General features: G+C 69.2%; 19 protein-coding genes. 15 read left to right on the forward strand and 4 right to left on the reverse strand.

All coding sequences use genetic code 11. From position 1 onward, the window contains the following. Window positions 1–40 precede the first annotated feature (40 nt). The 3 genes from minD (at window position 41) to sbcB (ending at window position 2,673) form a co-directional block, all read left to right on the forward strand. Complete coding sequence (gene minD / locus CVH10_RS02990; RefSeq protein WP_035592796.1) at window positions 41–859, forward strand: septum site-determining protein MinD; 819 nt, start codon at window positions 41–43, stop codon at window positions 857–859. Then, a complete protein-coding gene (minE, locus tag CVH10_RS02995; RefSeq protein WP_016856346.1) occupies window positions 856–1,107 on the forward strand; it encodes a cell division topological specificity factor MinE in 252 nt (83 codons plus the stop codon). Before minD ends, minE begins: the two co-directional genes overlap by 4 nt. Window positions 1,108–1,182: 75 nt before the next feature. Beyond that, window positions 1,183–2,673, forward strand: a complete 1,491-nt coding sequence (sbcB, locus tag CVH10_RS03000; RefSeq protein ID WP_106487790.1) for an exodeoxyribonuclease I — start codon at window positions 1,183–1,185, stop codon at window positions 2,671–2,673. A gap of 94 nt (window positions 2,674–2,767) precedes the next feature. On the opposite strand, the gene CVH10_RS03005 is transcribed toward sbcB, so the two are convergent. Further along, window positions 2,768–5,602, reverse strand: coding sequence for an insulinase family protein (locus CVH10_RS03005; RefSeq protein WP_106487791.1), 2,835 nt, complete (start codon window positions 5,600–5,602; stop codon window positions 2,768–2,770). Between the two features lie 2 nt (window positions 5,603–5,604). Then, window positions 5,605–6,285, reverse strand: a complete 681-nt coding sequence (locus CVH10_RS03010; RefSeq protein WP_106487792.1) for an SOS response-associated peptidase — start codon at window positions 6,283–6,285, stop codon at window positions 5,605–5,607. A gap of 183 nt (window positions 6,286–6,468) precedes the next feature. Between CVH10_RS03010 and CVH10_RS03015 the strand changes: the two genes are divergently transcribed. Both CVH10_RS03015 and CVH10_RS03020 read left to right on the forward strand, forming a co-directional pair. Beyond that, on the forward strand, window positions 6,469–7,086 hold the full coding sequence (locus CVH10_RS03015; protein WP_035592789.1) for a TetR/AcrR family transcriptional regulator: 618 nt from the start codon (window positions 6,469–6,471) through the stop codon (window positions 7,084–7,086). 77 nt (window positions 7,087–7,163) lie between these two features. Beyond that, the gene (locus CVH10_RS03020) at window positions 7,164–7,790 is read left to right on the forward strand and encodes a 1-acyl-sn-glycerol-3-phosphate acyltransferase (RefSeq protein WP_181244352.1); all 627 of its coding nucleotides are present in this window, start codon (window positions 7,164–7,166) and stop codon (window positions 7,788–7,790) included. A gap of 1 nt (window position 7,791) precedes the next feature. On the opposite strand, the gene CVH10_RS03025 is transcribed toward CVH10_RS03020, so the two are convergent. After that, entirely contained in the window at window positions 7,792–9,078 is a 1,287-nt protein-coding gene (locus CVH10_RS03025; RefSeq protein WP_106487793.1) for an HlyC/CorC family transporter, read from the reverse strand. Between the two features lie 59 nt (window positions 9,079–9,137). Further along, the gene (locus tag CVH10_RS03030) at window positions 9,138–9,938 is read right to left on the reverse strand and encodes an inner membrane protein YpjD (protein WP_035592785.1); all 801 of its coding nucleotides are present in this window, start codon (window positions 9,936–9,938) and stop codon (window positions 9,138–9,140) included. A 220-nt stretch (window positions 9,939–10,158) separates the two neighbouring features. On the opposite strand from CVH10_RS03030, the gene ffh reads away from it, so the two are divergent. The 10 genes from ffh (at window position 10,159) to CVH10_RS03085 (ending at window position 20,537) form a co-directional block, all read left to right on the forward strand. Next, window positions 10,159–11,589 (forward strand): signal recognition particle protein, encoded by a 1,431-nt coding sequence (gene ffh / locus CVH10_RS03040; RefSeq protein ID WP_035592783.1) that lies wholly within the window; start codon window positions 10,159–10,161, stop codon window positions 11,587–11,589. A 206-nt stretch (window positions 11,590–11,795) separates the two neighbouring features. Beyond that, window positions 11,796–12,044, forward strand: coding sequence for a 30S ribosomal protein S16 (rpsP, locus tag CVH10_RS03045; protein ID WP_035592782.1), 249 nt, complete (start codon window positions 11,796–11,798; stop codon window positions 12,042–12,044). A gap of 36 nt (window positions 12,045–12,080) precedes the next feature. Beyond that, on the forward strand, window positions 12,081–12,626 hold the full coding sequence (rimM, locus tag CVH10_RS03050) for a ribosome maturation factor RimM (RefSeq protein WP_035592780.1): 546 nt from the start codon (window positions 12,081–12,083) through the stop codon (window positions 12,624–12,626). 17 nt (window positions 12,627–12,643) lie between these two features. Beyond that, complete coding sequence (trmD, locus tag CVH10_RS03055) at window positions 12,644–13,408, forward strand: tRNA (guanosine(37)-N1)-methyltransferase TrmD (protein ID WP_035592778.1); 765 nt, start codon at window positions 12,644–12,646, stop codon at window positions 13,406–13,408. Between the two features lie 153 nt (window positions 13,409–13,561). Beyond that, entirely contained in the window at window positions 13,562–13,918 is a 357-nt protein-coding gene (gene rplS / locus CVH10_RS03060) for a 50S ribosomal protein L19 (protein WP_035592776.1), read from the forward strand. A gap of 111 nt (window positions 13,919–14,029) precedes the next feature. After that, a complete protein-coding gene (gene xerD, locus CVH10_RS03065) occupies window positions 14,030–14,935 on the forward strand; it encodes a site-specific tyrosine recombinase XerD (RefSeq protein ID WP_369335716.1) in 906 nt (301 codons plus the stop codon). A 3-nt stretch (window positions 14,936–14,938) separates the two neighbouring features. Next, entirely contained in the window at window positions 14,939–15,679 is a 741-nt protein-coding gene (locus CVH10_RS03070) for a DsbC family protein (protein WP_035592775.1), read from the forward strand. 72 nt (window positions 15,680–15,751) lie between these two features. Next, on the forward strand, window positions 15,752–17,065 hold the full coding sequence (locus tag CVH10_RS03075) for a homoserine dehydrogenase (protein WP_035592774.1): 1,314 nt from the start codon (window positions 15,752–15,754) through the stop codon (window positions 17,063–17,065). A gap of 161 nt (window positions 17,066–17,226) precedes the next feature. After that, window positions 17,227–18,615, forward strand: coding sequence for a threonine synthase (thrC, locus tag CVH10_RS03080; protein ID WP_106487795.1), 1,389 nt, complete (start codon window positions 17,227–17,229; stop codon window positions 18,613–18,615). 119 nt (window positions 18,616–18,734) lie between these two features. Continuing rightward, window positions 18,735–20,537: a DHH family phosphoesterase gene (locus CVH10_RS03085; RefSeq protein WP_106487796.1), complete on the forward strand. Its 1,803-nt coding sequence runs from the start codon at window positions 18,735–18,737 to the stop codon at window positions 20,535–20,537. The last annotated feature ends 148 nt before the right edge of the window (window positions 20,538–20,685 follow it).

The following is a 20,685-nucleotide window of genomic DNA, read 5'->3' on the forward strand; positions in this document are numbered from 1 at the left end:
GGGCCGCCCTTTCCATTACATGACAGACAGGATGTGACACTTGGCCAAGATCATCGTTGTGACCTCCGGCAAGGGTGGGGTCGGCAAGACAACCAGTGCGGCCGCCATCGCGACGGGCCTGGCGCTGCGGGGCCAGAAGACCGCCGTCATCGACTTCGACGTGGGGCTGCGTAATCTCGACCTGATCATGGGCTGCGAGCGGCGCGTGGTCTATGACCTGGTCAACGTCATCCAGGGCGAGGCCGGGCTCAACCAAGCGCTGATCCGTGACAAGCGGGTCGACAACCTGCATATCCTGCCGGCCTCCCAGACCCGCGACAAGGACGCCCTGACGCTGGAAGGCGTCGAGACCGTGCTCAACACGCTGAACAAGGACTTCGACTACATCGTCTGCGATTCTCCGGCGGGCATCGAGCGCGGCGCCCAGCTGGCCATGTACTTCGCCGACGAGGCGATCGTGGTCACCAACCCCGAGGTGTCCTCGGTGCGTGACTCCGACCGCATCCTCGGGCTGCTGGCCTCCAAGACCCGGCGCGCCGAACGCGGCGAGGAGCCGATCAAGGAGCACCTGCTGATCACCCGCTACAACCCGAACCGGGTGGACAGCGGCGACATGCTCAACCTCGAGGACATCCAGGAGATCCTGGCCATCAAGCTGGTCGGCCTGATCCCCGAGTCCGAGGCGGTGCTACGGGCCTCGAACCAGGGCGTGCCGGTCACCCACGACGATCAGAGCGACGCGGGCCAAGCCTATTCCGACACCGTGGCCCGCCTCATGGAAGAAGACGTGCCGCTGCGCTTCCACCAGTATCAGAAGAAAGGGCTGCTCAGCCGCATGTTCGGAGGAAATCGCCGGTGAAGCTACTCGAATTCCTGAAGCGCGAGCGCAAGAAATCCGCCTCCGTCGCCAAGGAGCGGTTGCAGATCATCGTCGCGCACGAGCGCAGCCAGCGCGGCCAGCCGGACTACATGCCGATGCTCGAGCAGGAGCTGCTGGAGGTGATTCGCCGCTACGTCCAGGTCGACGATGAAGCGGTCAACATCTCCCTCGACAGCGAGGACAACTGTTCCGTGCTGGAGCTCAACGTCACCCTGCCACGGGGCTGAGCAGCGGCTGAGTCGTCGTGCCCCCTGTGCTAGGCTTGGGGGCCGTTTTCCTATGCCCGCTCGGAGAGCTCGCCCATGGCGAAGTCGCAAGCCGCCCCCCTGACCTTCCTCTGGCACGACTACGAGACCTTCGGGGCCGACCCGCGCCGCGATCGGCCCTCCCAGTTCGCGGCGATTCGCACCGACGCCGAGTTCAACGAGATCGGCGAGCCCATCGAGCTGTTCTGCAAGCCCGCCGACGACTACCTGCCGCATCCCCAGGCCTGTCTGATCACCGGCATCACGCCGCAGCAGGCGCGCCGCCGCGGGCTGCCCGAGGCCGAATTCGCCGGCCGGGTGATGGACGCCATGAGCCAGCCCGGCACCTGCGTGGTGGGTTACAACAACGTGCGCTTCGACGACGAGGTCGGTCGCCACCTGTTCTACCGCAACCTGCTCGACCCCTATGCCCGGGAGTGGCAGAACGGCAACTCGCGCTGGGATCTGATCGACGTGGTGCGGGCCTTCCACGCCCTGCGCCCCGAGGGCATCGAGTGGCCGACCCGCGAGGACGGCTCGCCGAGCTTCAAGCTCGAGCATCTGACCGCCGCCAACGGCATCGAGCATGCCGGCGCCCACGATGCGCTGGCCGACGTGCGGGCGACCATCGCCCTGGCCCGCCTGCTGCGCGACTGCAACGCCAAGCTCTTCGATTACCTGCTGGCCCAGCGCGGCAAGCGCCAGGTGGCGCGACAGCTCGACGTGCCGGGCCGCAAGCCGGTGCTGCACGTTTCGCGGCGCTACCCGGCCAGCCGCGGCTGCAGCGCCCTGGTGATGCCGCTGGCCGAGCATCCGACCAATCCCAACGGGGTGATCGTCTACGACCTCTCGGTGGACCCCGAGCCGCTGCTGACGCTCACGCCCGAGCAGATTCGCGAGCGGGTCTTCGTCAGCAACGACGACCTGGCCGAGGGCGAGTCGCGGATCCCGCTCAAGGTCATCCACATCAACAAGTGCCCTGTGGTGCTGCCCGCCAGCGCGCTCAAGGACGTCGCCGGCCCCCGCCAGGGCGAATACGGCGACATCGTCGAGCGCCTCAGCCTGGACATGGCCGCCTGCCGCCGGCACTGGAAGACCCTGGCCGATCACCCCGAGGTGATCGCTCGGGTCAGCGAGGTGTTCGCCGCGCCGCCGCCCGAGCCGCCCCACGATCCCGATCTGATGCTCTACTCCGGCGGCTTCTTCTCGCCCTCGGACCGCCAGCAGATGGAGCGGGTGCGGGCCACCGATCCCTGGGATCTGGTGGGGGCGGGCTTCGCCTTCCAGGATCCACGGCTGGAGGAGATGCTGTTCCGCTATCGGGCGCGCAGCTACCCGGACACCCTGACCGGCGAGGAGCAGGCGCGCTGGGAGGCCTTCCGCTGGGAGCGCATGAACGACGCCGCCGTGGCCGGCTTCACGCTCAAGGAGTTCGCCCGCGAGATCGACCGCCTGAACCAGGGGGCGCTCGGCGACCGCGAGCGTCAGATCCTCGAGGAGCTGGTGATGCACGTGGAGGCGATGATGCCGGCCCAGGCCTTCGGCTGACCGGCCTCGCCTTTTCGCTGCCCTGATCCTTTGCCCCTGAACGACGACGCCCGGCCAATCGGCCGGGCGTCGTCGTGTCGGGGAAGGCGATGCCTCAGTCGTCGCCGTCGGGCAGCGGCGGCAGGTCGGCCTTGAGCGCCATGACGTCACTGGCGGCGTCGCCCGGGTCGTGAGTGATCTGCACCGCGGCGCCGTCGATCAGGTTCGGCCACAGCTCTCGCAGCGCCTCGGGCGTCACCGTCAGGGCGCGCTCGGCCAGGCGCCGACGACGTTCGAAGTCGCCGCCGCTGATCGCCAGGGCCTGCCACAGCCGGTTGGTGCGGGCCGAGAGGCTGGGATCGCGGGTCAGCAGGTCGTCGTGGACCGCCTGGCGATAGGGCGCCAGGGCCTCGTCGTCGAGCTCGCCCAGGCGGTCGCCGAAACCGCTCAGGAAGGCGTCGATACGCTGCTGGATGGTGGTGCTGTCGGTGCCGGGTGACTGCACGAGGAAGCCGAGGCCCGGGGCGTCGAGCAGCGGCCGGTAGCCGGCGTTGACGATGTAGCCGAGCTGCTGCTCGGTGCGCAGCTGCTGATAGAAGGGCGTCTCCAGCAGGCGGCCGAGCACCGCCAGCCGGGCCTGGCTGTCCAGCGAGCGGTCCGGCCCCTGGAGGTAGCGCATCACCAGGTATTCATCGCGGGCGGTGTCCGGGGTCAGCGCCGGCAGGCCCTCGCCGACGCGCAGCGGCGTCAGCTCGGGGATCGCCGAGGTTTCCAGCCGCGGCGACAGCGCCTCGGCCACCGCCCGGGCCTGGCGGGTCGCGGCCTCGGTGTGCTGGTTGCCCACCGCCATGGCCTCCAGGTGCAGGTTCGCCAGGAAGTCGTCGCGGAAGTCGCGAAGCGCCTCGGCGTCCAGCGCGTCGCTGGCGTCGAGCAGCGCCTCCGGCGACCACTGCGGGCGGATCAGCGCCTCGGTCAGGGTGCGGCCGGCTTGGCGATAGAGATCGTCCTGGGGCGCGTTGCGCCACCGCTGGCGCAGCTGATGGCGGACCCGGGCGACGTCGGCGGCCTCGATCGTGCCGTTCTGCAGCTGATCGAGCACCCGCTCGATCAGCGCCTGCTGGCCGTCCCGCCAGCCGGAGAACGACAGGGTGATGCCGCGGGCGTGGGCATAGGCCTCGAAGCCGTGGCCGGCCAGGCGGGCGGGGTAGAGCGCCTCGTTGAGGCTGTCGCCGAGCCAGCCGGCGAGCAGGCGCGACAGGGCGGCGTCCCGGGCGTTCCGGCTGGCATCGGGATACTGCAGGCTGAAACGCCATTCGACCCGCGGCGTGCCGAAGCTGTCATCGCGCATCTGCCAGAAGGCGAACTCGGGCGTGTCGATGCGCTGCACCGGCGCCTCGTCCTTGCCGTCCAGCAGGGTGAAGTCCTCGGCCACGTAGGGGTTGGGCTCGGGCAGGGCGAGGCCGGCCAGGGGCTCGGCCTCGCCGACGCCGGGGTCGGCCGGCGACCAGCCGACGTCGAACCAGGGCGTCTGCGCGTCGCCCTCGACCTCGGGGCCGCTGTACAGGCGCAGCATGTTGGCGGGGCGCAGCGCGTCCAGCCACTCGTTGATGCGCTCGGCGTCGAAGCCGTCCATGCGATAGGGAGCGTAGATGACGTCCTCGAGCGGATAGCGGGACAGGCCGGTGGCCAGGCGCATGGCGGTGCTCAGGGCGCTGCCGTGCTCCTGGAAGCGGAAGTCCTGCTCGGCGAGGCGGGCCTGCTCCTCATAGCGCCAGGCCTCGACGCCGTGATCGCGGATCGCGCCGATGGCGGCGAACAGGCTGGCCTGGATGCGTTCGCGGTGCTTCGCGCCTTCCGGCGTCAGGCTGATGTCGACGCTGAACAGGGCGTGGCGACCGTCGCCGCGGGTGGTGCCGGCGGAAAGCCCGTCGGCCCAGCCGGCCTCGCGCAGGGCGTCGAGCAGGCTGCCTTCGCCCTCGTGGCCCAGCAGGTTGGCCAGATAGCTGGCCGGCTTCAGGCGATAGGCCGTCTCGGGATCGGCGACCGGGAAGTAGAAGGTCAGACGGCGGTCATCGCGAAGTGCGTGCAGCTCGGCGGCGGCGGGCGTCTGCGCCGGTGTCGCCAGCGGGGCGGCGATCTCGGGGCGCGACAGGCCGCGGTCGGGAGCGTCGGCGAAGTCCTCCCGCACCAGGGCCTCCATCTCGTCCAGGGGCTGGGGCGCGACCACCGCCAGGTGCATGACGTTGGCCCCGTAGTGCTGCTGGTAGAAGTCGATCACGCGCTGTCGCAGCGGTGTCTCGCCCTCCGGCCGATCGGCCAGCGTCTCGTTGCTGCCTACCGAGAAGCGGGTCGTCGGGTGTTCCGGATTCAGCAGCGCCTCGAGCACCGAGGCGTGGCGGCGGCCGGCGTTGCGCTTGCGGGCCTGATACTCGGAGTGCACCACCTGGCGCTCGCTGGCCAGCCGATCGGCGTTGAACAGCGGGTCGACGAAGAAGTGGCTGAAGCGATCCAGGGTGCCGTCCAGGGCCTCGGGGTCCACCGAGAAGAAGTAGTTGGTGTCCTGGGAAGCGGTGTAGGCATTGTGCTGGCCGCCGTGGCGCGACAGATAGCTTTGGTAGGCGTCGGCCTCGGGATAGGCCTCGGTGCCCAGGAACAGCATGTGCTCCAGGTAGTGGGCCAGGCCGGCCAGGTCGTCCGGGTCCTGGGCGCTGCCCACGTCCACGTTCAACGAGGCGGCGGCCTTGTCCGCCTCGGGGTCGCTGACCAGCAGCACGGTGAGGCCGTTGTCCAGGGTCAGCGCCCGGTAGTCGCGGTCATCCGAGGGACTGGCGATCGGCACGTCGACCGTTGCCTGGGTATCGGCGGCGGCCGGGACGGCGACGAGCGTCGGCAGCAGGGCCGCGGCCAGGGCGAGGGACAGTACCCGGTGAGGGCGGCGGTGTCGGGTCATCTTCACTCCTTCGATGGACGGCGCAGCATGGGGCCGACGGGATGGGCGCAGGCGGCCTCCTGGCAGCCGGGATCGTTCACACGTCTTGATACCGGAAAGGCGCCCAACAGTTCCCCGGGCGCCGGTGTCAGCAGCGCGTGAAGCGTCGCCGGCGGGGTGGCCGGATCGAGCCACTGCCCGGCCTTGGCGGGGGGGATCACCGCCGGCAGGCGGTCGGTGAGCGGCGACAGCAGGTCGTTGGCCGGCACCGTGATCAGCGCCAGGGAGTCATGGAAGGCGGTGAGATCGGTGTGGAAGCGGCACCACAGCCCGGCCAGCAGCAACGGGCCGCGGTCGGCCCGGGTCACCAGGAAGGGCTGCTTGGCCCGGGGCTGGGGCTTCCAGACATAGACGCCGGCCGCCGGCACCAGGCAGCGCCGGGCGGCGAAGGCCTCGCGGAACATGGGGCGCGAGGCGATCGACTCGGCCCGGGCGCAGTGCGGCGCGTGGTCCAACACGTCCAGCCAGGGCGGGGTGAGCCCCCAGAAGGCCTGGCCCAGCCGGGGGCGGCCGGCCTCGAGACGGATCATCGACAGCGGGCGGCGCGGGGCCAGATTGACGCCGGTGATCGGCGTCTCGTCCATGCCCAGGTCGGGCATCAGGCGGGCGAGGTCGAGAGGCGGAATGTAAAGACGGCCGGCCATGGAACCTCCGCGGGCAGGGTGCGTCAGGGTAACCAAGACGTCTCGGCCTGGAAAGCGTCGTGGCGTGGTGGACTTGCGTTGCGCTTCAGGCGCGATATGCTAGCGGAAACAGTGTTTTCATTTCAGATCGTGGCCGGCGCCGCCCATGGTGGTGCCGCGCCGTCCCGGCCCGCGAGGATGTCGATGGCTCGTCCCAGACAGCACGCCCCCGAGGCGCTTCATGCCCAGGTGATGGCCGCCTGCGATGCCTGGCTGCAGGAGCGGCCGGTGCATACGCTGTCGCTGCGTTCCCTGGCGCGTGACGTCGGCTGCGCTCCCAGCACCTTGCTCAAGCTGTACGGCAGCTTCGGCAACCTGCTGCAGCACGTGAACATCGAGTCGCTGGCGAGCCTGCGCGCCGCCATCGACCCGCTGCTCGACGAGGCGGCGCCGGATGGTCGCCTCAAGGCCCTGGCTCGGGCCTACTGGGAGTTCGCCCGTCACCAGCCGTTCCGCTGGCAGCTGATGTTCGATTATCCGCTGGCCCAGGAGGGCGAGCTCGACCAGCGTCAGAGCGACATGATCGAGGCGTTGTTCCTGCGCGTCGAGAACACCCTCAAGGAATACCAGCCAACCCTCGACGACCTCGAGGCACGCCGGCTGGGGCGTACCCTATGGGGTAGCGTCCATGGCCTGGTGCAGCTGGGGCTAAACGAGCGCCTCGGCTACTGGCAGAGCGAGCCGCTGGAGGTCGAGGAGCTGCTCGACCAGCTGCTGACGACCCTGCTGGCCGGCCTGAAGGCGGGGTCCGACATCTCTTGACCGGTCTGCCGATCTGGGCGCTCCCGGCGCTGGTGGCGACCGCCGCGCTGGGCTGGTGCCTGCGCTCGCCGCGCCGCATGCTGCGCCGGCTGGTGTTCCTGATCATCCACCTGCTCTACCGGCTGCGCTTCCGTGGCCGCCGCCACATTCCTGCCCACGGCCCCGCCCTGGTGGTCTGCAACCACGTCAGCTTCGTCGACGCCCTGGTGGTGGGCGGCGCCAGCCCGCGCCCGCTGCGTTTCCTGATGGACCGGCCGATCTACGAGTCGCCCTGGCTGCACTGGCTGTTCAGGCTGGTGGGGGCGATCCCGGTGGACTCCGAGCGCCGGGATCCGGGCGGGCTGCGCCGTTCGCTGGATCAGGTCAGCCGGGCGTTGCGCGCCGGCGAGGTGGTGATGGTGTTTCCCGAGGGGCGGTTGACCACCGACGGCGAGATCCATCGCTTCCGGCGTGGGCTGGACCTGATCCTCGCCCGGGATCCGGTACCGGTGGTGCCGGCGGGGCTGGCCGGCCTGTGGGGCTCCTGGACCTCGCACTACGGCGGTCGGGCGTTGACCAAGCCGCCGCGCCGCTTCCGGGCTCGGGTGGCGCTTTACTTCGGCACCCCGCTGGCGCCGGCCGAGGCCGATCGCCAGCGGGGCGAGGAGGGCGTCCGGGCGCTCAAGGCCGAGGCCGATCGCTGGGTCGCGTCTCGCGGGCGTTGAGTCAGACGTTCGCCGTTGCCGGCAGGCGTACCGCCTGCCAGCAGCGCGCCGAGGTGATCAGGTTGTCGCGCACCTCGAGGATCTCCATGCGCACCGCGCCGATCTGCAGGCACGCCGGGCCGTCGGGGAAGGATTCCAGGTGCTCGAGGATCAGCCCGTTGAGGGTCTTGGGGCCGTCGGTGGGCAGCTGCCAGCCCAGCGACTTGTTGATGTCGCGGATGTTGGCGGTGCCGTCGATGACGTGGCTGCCGTCGTCCTGCGGGTGAATCTCCTGGTCCTGGCCGGCCACGTCGGTGGTGAACTCGCCGACGATCTCCTCGAGGATGTCCTCCAGCGTCACCAGGCCTTCCACGTCGCCGTACTCGTCCACCACGATGCCGATGCGCCGCTTCTGCTTCTGGAAGTTGAGTAGCTGGGTGTGCAGCGGCGTCGACTCGGGGATGAAGTAGGGCTCCCTCGCCTCCTGGACGATGGCCGCCTTGGTCACCTCGCCACGGGACAGGAAGCGCGCCGCGTTGCGCAGGTGCAGCATGCCGATGATGTTGTTGATGTCGCCCTTGTAGACCGGCAGGCGGGTGTGCTGGCTGGTGCGGATCTGGGTCAGGATGGCGTCGAGGTCGTCGTCCAGGTCGATGCCCATCACCTCGTGGCGGGGCACCATGATGTCGTTCACCGTGACGTTCTCGAGATCGAGGATCGATACCAGCATCGCCTGGTGGCGGCGCGGGATCAGCGGCCCGGCCTCATGGACCACGGTGCGCAGCTCGTCGCGGGTCAGGTTGTCGCCGCCGCCCTCGAGGGTCTTGACCCCGAGCAGCCGCAGCAGGCCGTTGGAGATGGCGTTGACCAGCCACACCAGCGGGTAGAGCAGCTTGAGCAGCGGCTCCAGCACCCGCGAGGCCGGATAGGCGATGCGCTCCGGCTTCACCGCGGCGTAGGTCTTGGGCGTGACCTCGGCGAAGATCAGGATGGCGATGGTCAGCAGGCTGGTGGCGACGGCGGGCCCGGAGACCTCGCCGAAGAAGTGGATTGCGATGATGGTGGCGATCGAGGCCGCGAGGTTGTTGACGAAGTTGTTGCCGATCAGGATCACGCCGATCAGGCGATCGGGGCGGCCGAGCAGACGCATCACCCGCTGGGCCCGGCGCTCGCCTTCGTTGGCCCGGTGGCTCAGGCGATAGCGATTGATCGACATCATGCCGGTCTCGGAGCTCGAGAAGAAGGCAGAGAGGCAGATGAGCAGCAGCAGCAGGCCGAACAGCAATCCCAGGGGGAAATCGTCGTTCAAGTCGAAGGATCCTCAATCGCGTATCAAGGCTTGAGTTGTAGGGACGGGGACCGGTGGTGTCAAGGACGCGCCAGCAGGATCTCGAGCACGAACTTGCTGCCGAAATAGGCCAGCAGCAGCACCAGGTAACCGCCCAGGGTCCAGCGCACCGCGCGCATGCCGCGCCAGCCCAGGCGATGGTGGCCGGTCAGCAGGGCGGCGAAGATCACCCAGGCGACCAGCGACAGTACCGTCTTGTGGACGAGGTGCTGGGCGAACATGTTGTCGACGAAGGCGAAGCCGCTGGCGATCGACAGGGTCAGCAGGATCATGCCGCCCCAGAGCAGTTCGAACAGCACCCGTTCCATGGTGGTCAGCGGCGGCAGCGACTGGACCACGCCGCGGATGTGGTGGTGACGCAGCGCCTGGTTCTGCACGCCGAGCAGCACCGCCTGGACGGCGGCGATGGCCAGCAGGGCGAAGGCCAGCGCCGCGCTCAGGGCGTGAAGGGCGATGCCGGGCGTCATGGTGCTGCCCTTCTCGGGGCTCGGCCACTCGATGGCCAGCAGCAGTACCGCGCCGGCCAGCGGGAAGAGCCCGGTGGCGACGTTGAGCACCGGCTTGAACAGGCTGACGAGCAGCAGCACCAGAACGGCGAGGGCGCCGGCCAGCACCACGCTGGTCGAGAAGCCCGGCTGCAGTGAATCGCCTGCGTCGAGCAGGCCCACGGCCAGCGGCAGGTGGCAGAGCAGGCCGGCGGCGCCGAGGCCGCGGACCAGGGTGTCGCGCGGTGCCACGCGTCGAAACAGGGTCAGGCCCTGCCAGGAAGCGGCGGCGATGTAGAAGATGAAGGCCACCAGGGCCAGGGGGAGCGCGTACATCGATGGCTATCCGTGCGCCTTCGCCAGCGTCCAGCAAGAGGAAATGGAGGTGCCACTATACCGAATCCTCCACGCGCCGCCCAGCCGGGCGCTGGCCGCTGCCATGGAGACTCGCGGCCACAAGGCGTATAATTTCGTCCCATTGTGGGAAAGTCCCGCCCGGACGCGTCATGCCGGGGGCTGATGCGGCTTCCCAGGCCATCGTTTGCGGAGAGGCCCCATGTTTCAGAATCTCAGCGATCGTCTGTCCCAGACGCTCAAATCGATCAAGGGTCAGGCGCGCCTGACCGAGGACAACGTCAAGGACACCCTGCGCGAGGTCCGGCGGGCGCTGCTCGAGGCCGACGTCGCCCTGCCGGTGGTCAAGGCGTTCATCGACCGGGTGCGCGAGCGTGCCGTGGGCCAGGAGGTCTCGAAGAGCCTCTCGCCGGGCCAGCAGTTCGTCAAGATCGTCCAGCAGGAGCTCGAGGCGATCATGGGCGAGGCCAACGAGGGGCTGACCCTCAAGGGTCGCCCGGCGGTGGTGCTGATGGCCGGCCTGCAGGGCGCGGGCAAGACCACCTCCGTGGCCAAGCTGGCGCGCTACCTGCGCGAGCGCGAGAAGAAGAAGGTGCTGGTGGTGTCCGCGGACGTCTACCGCCCGGCGGCCATCGACCAGCTCGAGACCCTGGCCAAGGAGGTCGAGGTCGACTTCTTTCCGTCGAGCAGCGACCAGCAGCCGGTGGCCATCGCCGAGGCGGCGATCAAGCACGCCAAGATCCAGTTCCACGACGTGGTGCTCGTCGACACCGCCGGCCGTCTGGCCATCGACGAGGCGATGATGGCCGAGATCCAGGCCCTCGAGAACGCCGTGTCGCCGGACGAGACGCTGTTCGTGGTCGACTCCATGACCGGCCAGGACGCCGCCAACACCGCCAAGGCCTTCCACGAGGCGCTGCCGCTGACCGGTGTCATCCTGACCAAGGCCGACGGCGACGCCCGTGGCGGTGCGGCGCTGTCGGTGCGTCACGTCACCGGCAAGCCGATCAAGTTCATGGGCGTGGGTGAGAAGGTCGACGCCCTCGAGCCCTTCCATCCGGACCGCGTGGCCTCGCGCATCCTCGGCATGGGCGACGTGCTGTCGCTGATCGAGGAGGCCGAGCGCACCGTCGACAAGGGCAAGGCCGAGCAGCTGGCCAAGAAGGTCAAGAAGGGCGACGGCTTCGACCTCGAGGACTTCCGCGACCAGCTCCAGCAGCTCAAGAAGATGGGCGGCATGGGCGGCCTGCTCGGCAAGCTGCCCGGCATGGGGCAGATGGCCGAGATGGCCCAGGGCCCGGGTCCCGAGAAGGAGATGGGCAAGCTCGAGGCGCTGATCAACTCGATGACGCCCAAGGAGCGCCGCAACCCCGACATCATCAACGGCTCGCGCAAGCGTCGCATCGCCGCCGGTGCCGGCCTGCAGGTACCGGATCTCAATCGCCTGCTCAAGCAGCACAAGCAGATGCAGAAGATGATGAAGAAGGCCGGCAAGAAAGGCGGCATGCAGAAGATGATGCGCGGCATGTCCGGCATGATGGGCGGCGGCGGCCCGGGAGGCCCCGGCGGCATGGGGGGGATGGGCGGTCCCGGCGGCATGGGCGGCCCTGGCGGCGGTCTGCCGCGACGCTGAGGGCCCCGTCCCGCGGCCCAAAAAGGTTTCCAAGCCGGGGAGATTTCCGTAGAATGCGGCGTCTTCACTGGCAGGTCCGCGTTTTTCGCGGGCCTTCTCGTGACCGAACACCCGGCGGCGCACCCTCCGGGGTGCGGTCGATCCGATTGTCGAGGGCCTAGCCCCGACCGACAACCTCCGTAACTCAACCGAAGGACAGTCAACGCATGGTTACCATTCGTCTGGCACGTGGTGGCGCCAAGAAGCGTCCCTTCTACCACCTCACCGTGACCGATTCTCGCAAGGCCCGTGACGGCCGTTTCATCGAGCGTCTCGGCTTCTTCAACCCGGTCGCCCGCGGCCAGGAAGAGCGTCTGCGCGTCGACCTCGACCGCGTTCAGCACTGGCAGGACCAGGGCGCCCAGCTGTCCGGCCGCGTCGCCGAGCTGGTCAAGGAAGCCCGCAAGCAGGCCTGATCGGCCTGTTGCCCCGAATGTCTGAGGCAGGATGCGATGAGCGCAGGCGTCGAGCCGACACCGGCCAATGAGCACGTGGTGCTGGGCAAGTTGACCAGCCCCTACGGTGTGAAGGGCTGGCTGAAGGTGTATTCGTACACCAGCCCGATGGAAGGCATCCTCGAGTATGACGAGTGGGTGCTGCGTCATCAGGGCCGTCTCGTGCGCTATCGTCTCGTCCAGGGACGCCCGCAGGGCAAGGGCCTGGTGGCCCGCCTGGAAGGCGTCGACGGTCGAGATCAGGCCGAGGCCCTGGCTGGCGCCGAAGTGCTGCTGCCCACGGCCGAGCTGCCCGAGCTCGACGGCGACGACGAGTTCTACTGGTACCAGCTGGAAGGCCTGCGGGTCGTGACCCGCGACGGCGTGACGCTGGGCCGCGTCGACTACCTCTTCGAGACCGGCGCCAATGACGTCATGGTCGTGAAGGGGCATGACGCCATCGACGATCGCGAGCGACTGCTGCCCTTCCTGCCCGACGAGGTCGTGCAGAAGGTGGATCTCGAGGCCGGCGTGATGACCGTCGACTGGGATCCGGACTTTTGAGTCGCAGCGACGCCTCCATGTGGGTCGGTGTGGTATCGCTGTTCCCCGAGATGTTCGAGGCGCTGACCCGTCAGGGCGTGACGGGCAGAGCGGTGGACAAGGGGCAGATCGCCCTGGAGTTCTGGAATCCCCGGGACTACGCCACCGACCGGCATCGCACCGTGGACGACCGCCCCTACGGCGGCGGACCGGGGATGCTGATGAAGGTCGACACCCTGCGCTCGGCCATCCACGATGCCCGCGAGAGGGCCGAGGACGCCACCGGGCAACGCCCGAAGGTGATCTATCTTTCGCCCCAGGGGCGTCAGCTGGATCAGCGCGGCGCGCAGGAGCTGGCGGAAGGCCCCCCCCTGGTGGTGGTGGCCGGACGCTACGAAGGCATCGATGAGCGGGTCGTTGAAGCCGACATCGATGAAGAATGGTCGATCGGCGACTATGTGCTGAGCGGCGGCGAGCTGCCGGCGATGGTGCTGATCGATGCCGCGGCAAGGCTGGTGCCTGGCGTGCTGGGCCATCAGGATTCCGCGGTCGAGGACTCCTTCAACGACGGACTGCTGGACTGTCCGCACTACACGCGCCCCGAGGTGATCGACGGGCGGCGGGTGCCGGATGTCCTGCTCAGCGGCCACCATGGCGCCATCCGGCGCTGGCGGCTCAAGCAGTCCCTGGGGCGGACCTGGCTCCGGCGACCCGACCTGCTCGAGGGCAGGACGCTGGACGCCGAGCAGCAGGCCCTGCTCAAGGAGTTCATCGAGGAGTACGTGCCGGCCGAAGGCGACTAGGCCGGGCGGAGGTGCAGGACACGCCTCAAGAGGCGGTGACCTGCGTCACCAACAGGACTCCCGCGCGTCGAGGCATTCGAGCGCCGGGATCACGATTCGCCGGCCATCCACTGCCGGATCGGCGAATCATGTATGTTATCGAGGAGTTAAGTCATGAGCAGCAAGAACAAGGTGATCCAGGCGCTCGAAGCCGAGCAGATGAGCAAGGAAGTGCCGGAATTCGCCCCGGGCGACACCGTGACCGTCCAGGTCAAGGTCAAGGAAGGCAGCCGCGAGCGTCTGCAGGCCTTCGAAGGCGTCGTCATCGGCAAGCGTAACCGCGGCCTGAACTCCGCCTTCACCGTGCGCAAGATCTCCCACGGTGTCGGCGTCGAGCGGACCTTCCAGACCTACAGCCCGCTGGTCGACTCCATCAGCGTCAAGCGCCGCGGCGACGTTCGCCAGGCCAAGCTGTACTACCTCCGCGAGCGCAGCGGCAAGTCCGCCCGCATCAAGGAAAAGCTGGCCTGAGGCGACGCCTCGCCGGCCAGAGGTGACGCGGCTTGTCAGTCCGCGTGACATCGCAACCCCGTCACCGCAGTCGCGGGGCGGGGTTTCGTCGTTCAGGGGGCGAGGAACGCCATGACGACCATCGCTGACGAGGCCCTGGCGCTGATCGAGGCCTGCCTCGATGACCTGTGGCTGGGAGAGGGCGCCAGCGACAACACCCTGGCGGCCTATCGCCGTGACCTGAGCGCCTGGGCGGCCTGGCTCGACGGGCGCAACGCCACGCTGCTGGCGCCCGGCGCCGAGGCCCTGCCGGCCTGGCTCGACGCCCGGCGTGACGACGGCTACAAGCTGCGCAGCAATGCCCGGCTGCTGTCGAGCCTGCGACGCTTCTACCGCTGGGCGCTGGCCGAGGGGCGCATCGACCACGACCCGATCGCCGAGGTGAAGCTGCCGCCGGCCCGGCCGTCGCTACCGGACACCCTGGAAGAGGACGAGGTGGAGCGGCTGCTGGCCGCGCCGGACCTCGGCAGCGACCTGGGGCTGCGCGATCGCACCATGCTCGAGGTGCTCTATGCCGCCGGGCTGCGCGTCAGCGAGCTGGTCGGGCTGACCACCGACGCCGTCAATCTGCGCCAGGGCGTGGTGCGGGTGCGCGGCAAGGGCGACAAGGAACGCCTGGTGCCGCTCGGCGAAGAGGCGGTGGACTGGCTGTCGCGCTACCTGCGCACCGGGCGTGCGGCGCTGATGGACGACCCGTCTCGGCCGGCGTTGTTTCCCGGTCGGCGTGACGCCTGCCTGACGCGCCAGGCCTTCTGGCACCGTATCAAGGCCCATGCCCTGGTCGCCGGCATCGATCGCCCGCTGTCGCCGCACACCCTGCGCCACGCCTTCGCCACCCATCTGTTGAATCATGGGGCCAATCTGCGTGTCGTACAGCTGCTGCTCGGTCACAGCGACCTGTCGACCACGCAGATCTATACCCATGTCGCGCAGGCCCGGCTCGAGGTCCTGCACGCCGATCATCATCCCCGAGGCTGAATCATGAGATCCATCCCCCGTGTTGTCGCCGGCGGCCTGTTCGCCGCCCTGTCGCTCCCCGTCCTGGCCCAGGACCCGGCCATCGAGCGGCTGACCGAACGTCTCGAGGTCGACGGCCAGCAGATGCCGGTGGAGCGCATCCAGGAGACGCCGCTGGAGGGCTTCTACGAGGTGCGCCTGGAAACCGGCGAGCGCTTCTATACCGATGCCGATGGCGGCTACTTCCTGGTCGGCGACCTCTACGAGAACGCCGAGGGAGGGCTGGTGAACCTCTCCGAGCAGGCGCGCAACGCCGAGCGGGCCGCCCGCGTCGCGGCGATCCCTGACGAGGAGCGGGTGATCTTCCGCGGCACCGACGAGCCGAAGGCGCGGGTCACGGTGTTCACCGACACCACCTGCCCCTACTGCCGCCGCCTGCACGAGGAGGTGCCGCGCCTCAACGAGATGGGTATCGAAGTCGACTACCTGGCCTTTCCGCGCGGCGGGATGAGCTCGCCGGGGGCCCGTGAGCTGCAGCAGGTCTGGTGCGCCGACAATCCCAGCGAGGCGATGTCGACGGCCAAGCGCGAAGAGGCGCTCGAAGGCAACGCAAGCTGCGACAATCCGGTCGAGGAACAGTATCATCTGGGCATGCAGCTGGGCGTGCAGGGCACCCCGGCCATCGTGCTGCCCGACGGGCGCCTGGTGCCCGGCTACGTGCCGGCCGAACGCCTGGCGACCATGCTGGGCCTGAACGACGAATAGGCGCGCCATCGAGCGCGCGGGCCTTCGGGCCGAACATCGCTGAGACACCAAGCAGTAACGAGGGGAAAGACATTGAAACCGGTGAGAGTGGGAATCTGTGGCCTGGGCACCGTCGGCGGCGGGACCTTCAACGTACTGACGCGCAACGCCGACGAGATCGCCCGTCGAGCGGGGCGCCCGATCGTCATCGAGCAGGTGGCCTTCCGCACGCCGAACCCCGAGTGTGACGTCACCGGCATCAAGACGACCCATGACATCTTCGAGGTCGCGGCCAATCCCGACATCGACGTCGTCGTCGAACTGATCGGCGGCTACGACGTGGCCCGCGAGCTGGTGCTGACCGCCATCGAGAACGGCAAGCACGTGGTCACCGCCAACAAGGCGCTGATCGCGGTGCACGGCAACGAGATCTTCCAGGCCGCCCACGAGAAGGGCGTGATCGTGGCCTTCGAGGCCGCGGTGGCCGGCGGCATCCCGGTGATCAAGTCGCTGCGCGAGGGCCTGGGTGCCAACCGCATCGAGTGGCTGGCCGGCATCATCAACGGCACCGGCAACTTCATCCTCACCCACATGCGCGACGAAGGCCGCGCCTTCGAGGACGTGCTGGCCGAGGCCCAGGCGCTGGGCTACGCCGAGGCCGACCCGACCTTCGACGTGGAAGGCATCGACGCCGCCCACAAGCTGACCATCCTGGCCTCCATCGCCTACGGCGTGCCGCTGCAGTTCGAGAAGGCCTACACCGAGGGCATCTCCCGGGTCACCGCCGAGGACGTCGAGCAGGCCGACAACCTGGGCTACATCATCAAGCACCTGGGCATCTCCAAACGCACCGACGAGGGCCTGGAGCTGCGCGTGCATCCGACCCTGATTCCCAAGGAGCGGCTGCTGGCCAACGTGCACGGCGTCAAGAACGCCATCGCCGTGATGGGCGACGCCGTGGGCCCGACCCTCTACTACGGCGCCGGCGCCGGCGCCGAGCCGACCGCCTCCGCGGTGGTCGCCGACGTGCTCGACGTGGCCCGCGACATCGCCACCGACCACCACTACCGCGTGCCCTATCTGGCCTTCAGCGGCATCGGCGAGAACGCCGATCAGCCGCCGATCCTGGCCATGGAAGAGATCAGCACCGCCTACTACCTGCGCCTGCTGGCGGTCGACCGCCCCGGCGTGCTGGCTCGCGTCGCCACCATCCTCTCCGAGGAAGGCATCTCCATCGAGGCGCTGATCCAGAAGGAGGCGACCGAAGGCGAGCTGGTGCCGATCATCCTGATGACCCACCGCACCCGCGAGAAGCACATGAACGAGGCGATCCGCAAGATCGAGGCCATGGCCGACATCGCCGGTTCCGTCACGCGGATTCGCGTCGAGTCGCTGGAAGAGAACTAATCGGCCAGGCTGCGCCTGGAGCTGTCAGCCATAAGCTTGAAGCTGGAAGGAAAAAACCAGGATCGCTCCTTGTGGCTGGTACAGGCTGGCTTCGAGCTTCGAGCTTTTCGCCGGATAACCGCTGCCGGTGGCTTCGGGCCACCGGCGCAAGGGATCAGAGAATGCGCTATATCAGTACTCGCGGGCAGGCGCCCGCGCTCTCCTTCGAGGAGGTCGTGCTCACCGGCATGGCCAGCGACGGCGGCCTCTACGTGCCCGAGACCGTCCCCCAGCTGAGCCACGAGCAGCTCGCCGACATGGCCGGCTGCTCCTACGCCGAGATCGCCTTCCGGGTGATGCAGCCCTACGTGGGCGGCGAGATCGACGACGACACCTTCCGCGAGATCGTCCGCGACGCCTACGCCACCTTCAGCCACGACGCCGTGGTGCCGCTGAACCAGCTCGATGCCAACCACTTCCTGCTCGAGCTGTTCCACGGCCCGACGCTGGCGTTCAAGGACGTGGCCCTGCAGCTGCTCGGCCGGCTGCTCGACCACTTCCTCAAGAAGCGCGGCGAGCGTGCGGTGATCATGGGCGCCACCTCCGGCGACACCGGCTCGGCCGCCATCGAGGGCTGCCGCCACTGCGACAACCTGGACATCTTCATCCTCCACCCCCACCAGCGGGTGTCCGAGGTCCAGCGTCGCCAGATGACCACCGTGCTGGCGGACAACGTGTTCAACGTCGCCATCGAGGGCAACTTTGACGACGCCCAGGCCATGGTCAAGGCCAGCTTCGCCAACCAGGACTTCCTGAACGGCACTCGGCTGGTGGCGGTGAACTCGATCAACTGGGCGCGCATCATGGCCCAGATCGTCTACTACGTGGCCTCCGCCGTGGCGCTGGGCGCGCCGCACCGCAAGGTGAGCTTCTGCGTGCCGTCGGCCAACTTCGGCAACGTCTTCGCCGGCTACATGGCCTACCGCATGGGCCTGCCGGTCGAGCGCTTCGTGATCGCCACCAACGCCAACGACATCCTGCACCGCACCCTGGCCGACAACGACTTCTCCAAGAAGGCGCTGGTCGCGACCCTGGCGCCGTCCATGGACATCGTGGTGTCGTCCAACTTCGAGCGCCTGCTGTTCGAGGCCTACCAGCGTGACGGCGCGGCCGTGGACGCGCTGCTCGAGCGCTTCCAGGACGAGCCCTCGGCGCTGGCCGATGCGCCGCTGGCACGGCTGCGCGAGATGTTCGCCAGCCACAGCATCGACGACGCCACCATCCTGGAGGTGATCCGCGAGGCGCATCACCGCACCCAGGAGATCCTCGATCCGCACACCGCCACCGGCTATCGCGCCGCCGAGCGCGAGCGCGGTGACGGCAGCGTGCCGATGGTCACCCTGGCCACCGCGCATCCCGCCAAGTTCGCCGAGGCGGTGGTCAAGGCCGGCTTCCCGGGCGTGCCGCTGCCGCCGCACATGGACGACCTGCTGGAGCGCGAGGAGCGCTACAGCGTGCTGCCGGCCGAGCTCGCCGCCGTGCAGCAGTTCGTGGCCGACAACCGGCGCTGAGCCGGTTCCGGCTCGCAGGCCGATCCGGGGGCGCCCGTCCCCGGCGGCTCCCCGGTATCACCGTTGCCCCCATGACGCCCGGTTCGCCGGGCGTCTTGCCGTCATCTCCAGGAGTTTCCGTGGACGCTATCCCGACGCCCGACCCCGACGCTTCGCTGACGCCCCGCATCCTGCCGCGTCCCCGCGACGAGGCCCTGGAGGCCCGCGCCCTGGCGGAGGGGCTGACGCCGCTGCAGGCCCGCGTGCTGGCCGGGCGCCTGCCCGGGCACAGCGGCGAGCTCGCGCCGCTGGTGTCGCCCAGCCTGCGCCACCTGGCGCATCCCGAGCTGCTCAGGGACGCGCGGCCCGCCGCCGAGCGCATCGCCAAGGCGGTGGTCGAGGGCGAGCACATCGGCATCCTCACCGACTACGACGTCGACGGCATCACCTCCCACGTGGTGATCCGGCGCACCCTGAACGAACTGTTCGGCGTGCCGGAAGACAGGCTGCACAGCCTGATCGGCCACCGCATCCACGACGGCTACGGCATCAGCCTGCCGCTGGTGGAGCGCACGCTGAAGCTCTCGCCGCGGCCGAGCCTGGTGATCACCGCCGACTGCGGCAGCAGCGACGAGCCGCGCATCGCCCGGCTCAAGGCCGCCGGCATCGACGTGGTCGTCAGCGACCACCACGCGCTGCCGGTGGAGGGGCCGCCGGCCTCGGCCTTCGCCACCGTCAACCCGACCCGCGACGACTGCGACTACCCGGACCCGACCATCGCCGGCTGCATGGTCGCCTGGCTGACCATGTCGCTGGCCCGGTCGGTGCTGATCGAGTGGGGCGTGCTGCCGGCCGCCACCCCCAAGCTGTCGCCCTGGCTGTCCTACGTGGCACTGGGCACCGTGGCCGACTGCGTGTCGCTGGGCGGCAGTGCGGCCAACCGCGCCGTGGTCACCCAGGGGCTGGCGCTGATCAATCGCATGGAGGCGGCCTGCTGGCGGACCATGGCCGAGCGGCTGGGCGCCGACAGCGTGCCCTTCGACGCCGAGACCCTGGCCTTCCAGATGGGCCCGCGGATCAACGCCCGCTCGCGGCTCGACGACCCCTACGCCGCGCTGCATTTCATGCTGGCGGCGGACGATGCCACGGCGGCGCGGCACCTGGAGACGCTCGATCAGGACAACCAGTCGCGCAAGGCCATCGAGGCGGACATGGCCGAGCAGGCGAGGGCGCTGGCCCGGCCGCAGCTGGCCGAGGACGCGCCGGCGCTGGTGGTCTATCTCGAGGATGGCCATCCCGGGGTGCAGGGCATCGTCGCCTCACGCTTGGTGCAGGCCTTCGGTCGGCCGACCCTGGTGCTGACCCCGGCCGCCCAGGCCGGCATGCTGACCGGCTCGGGGCGCTCCATCGAGGCGCTGCACCTGCGCGACGCCCTGCAGCGCACCTTCGAGCTCGCCCCCGAGGCGCTGCCGCGCTTCGGCGGCCACCGCGGCGCCGCCGGCGTCGGCGTGCCGATGGAATCCCTCGAGGCCTTCCGCACCGCCTTCCTGCAGGCGGTTCGCGAGCAGCTCGGCGACACCGAGCTGTTTCCGAAGGTCTTCACCGACGGCGAACTGGCACCGGCCCAGCTGAGTCTCGCCACCCTCGACGAGCTGGAGGCGCTCGGCCCTTACGGCCGCGAGTTCGACCCGCCGCTGTTCGAAGGCGAGTTCCTGGTCGAGTCGCTGCGCCCGGTGGGCGCCGAGGGCAATCACCTGATGATGGAGCTCTCGGCCGGCCCGGTGTCGACCAGGGCGATCTGGTTCCGGGCGCTGACCCCGGGCGAGGTGCCGGCCTTCGGCGTCGGCGACCGGCTGCACTGCGCCTACAAGCTCAACCGCAACCGCTGGCGCGGCCGCGAATCGCTGCAGCTGATGGTCGAGCATGCCGCGCCGGTGCGTTAAGCGATCAGTAGGTCGGCCATACCCCCGGGGTCGCCAGCTCCAGCAGGTGGCCGTGGGGGGCGCGGCCGAATAAAGAGCACGCTCTCCAGAGAGCGGTCTCAGTAGGTTGGCCATACCCCACCGGGGTCGCCAGCTCCAGCAGGTGGCC

This window comes from Halomonas sp. ND22Bw (assembly GCF_003011945.1).
Classification (GTDB): domain Bacteria; phylum Pseudomonadota; class Gammaproteobacteria; order Pseudomonadales; family Halomonadaceae; genus Halomonas; species Halomonas halophila.

What these genes read in the sequence shown, in the direction of transcription:
- sbcB (WP_106487790.1), top strand. Translation starts at nt 1,183, where the DNA reads ATGGCGAAGTCGCAAGCCGCCCCCCTGACCTTCCTCTGGCACGACTAC.
- CVH10_RS03005 (WP_106487791.1), bottom strand. Translation starts at nt 5,602, where the DNA reads ATGACCCGACACCGCCGCCCTCACCGGGTACTGTCCCTCGCCCTGGCC.
- CVH10_RS03010 (WP_106487792.1), bottom strand. Translation starts at nt 6,285, where the DNA reads ATGGCCGGCCGTCTTTACATTCCGCCTCTCGACCTCGCCCGCCTGATG.
- CVH10_RS03015 (WP_035592789.1), top strand. Translation starts at nt 6,469, where the DNA reads ATGGCTCGTCCCAGACAGCACGCCCCCGAGGCGCTTCATGCCCAGGTG.
- CVH10_RS03020 (WP_181244352.1), top strand. Translation starts at nt 7,164, where the DNA reads ATGCTGCGCCGGCTGGTGTTCCTGATCATCCACCTGCTCTACCGGCTG.
- CVH10_RS03030 (WP_035592785.1), bottom strand. Translation starts at nt 9,938, where the DNA reads ATGTACGCGCTCCCCCTGGCCCTGGTGGCCTTCATCTTCTACATCGCC.
- ffh (WP_035592783.1), top strand. Translation starts at nt 10,159, where the DNA reads ATGTTTCAGAATCTCAGCGATCGTCTGTCCCAGACGCTCAAATCGATC.
- rpsP (WP_035592782.1), top strand. Translation starts at nt 11,796, where the DNA reads ATGGTTACCATTCGTCTGGCACGTGGTGGCGCCAAGAAGCGTCCCTTC.
- rimM (WP_035592780.1), top strand. Translation starts at nt 12,081, where the DNA reads ATGAGCGCAGGCGTCGAGCCGACACCGGCCAATGAGCACGTGGTGCTG.
- trmD (WP_035592778.1), top strand. Translation starts at nt 12,644, where the DNA reads ATGTGGGTCGGTGTGGTATCGCTGTTCCCCGAGATGTTCGAGGCGCTG.
- rplS (WP_035592776.1), top strand. Translation starts at nt 13,562, where the DNA reads ATGAGCAGCAAGAACAAGGTGATCCAGGCGCTCGAAGCCGAGCAGATG.
- xerD (WP_369335716.1), top strand. Translation starts at nt 14,030, where the DNA reads ATGACGACCATCGCTGACGAGGCCCTGGCGCTGATCGAGGCCTGCCTC.
- CVH10_RS03070 (WP_035592775.1), top strand. Translation starts at nt 14,939, where the DNA reads ATGAGATCCATCCCCCGTGTTGTCGCCGGCGGCCTGTTCGCCGCCCTG.
- thrC (WP_106487795.1), top strand. Translation starts at nt 17,227, where the DNA reads ATGCGCTATATCAGTACTCGCGGGCAGGCGCCCGCGCTCTCCTTCGAG.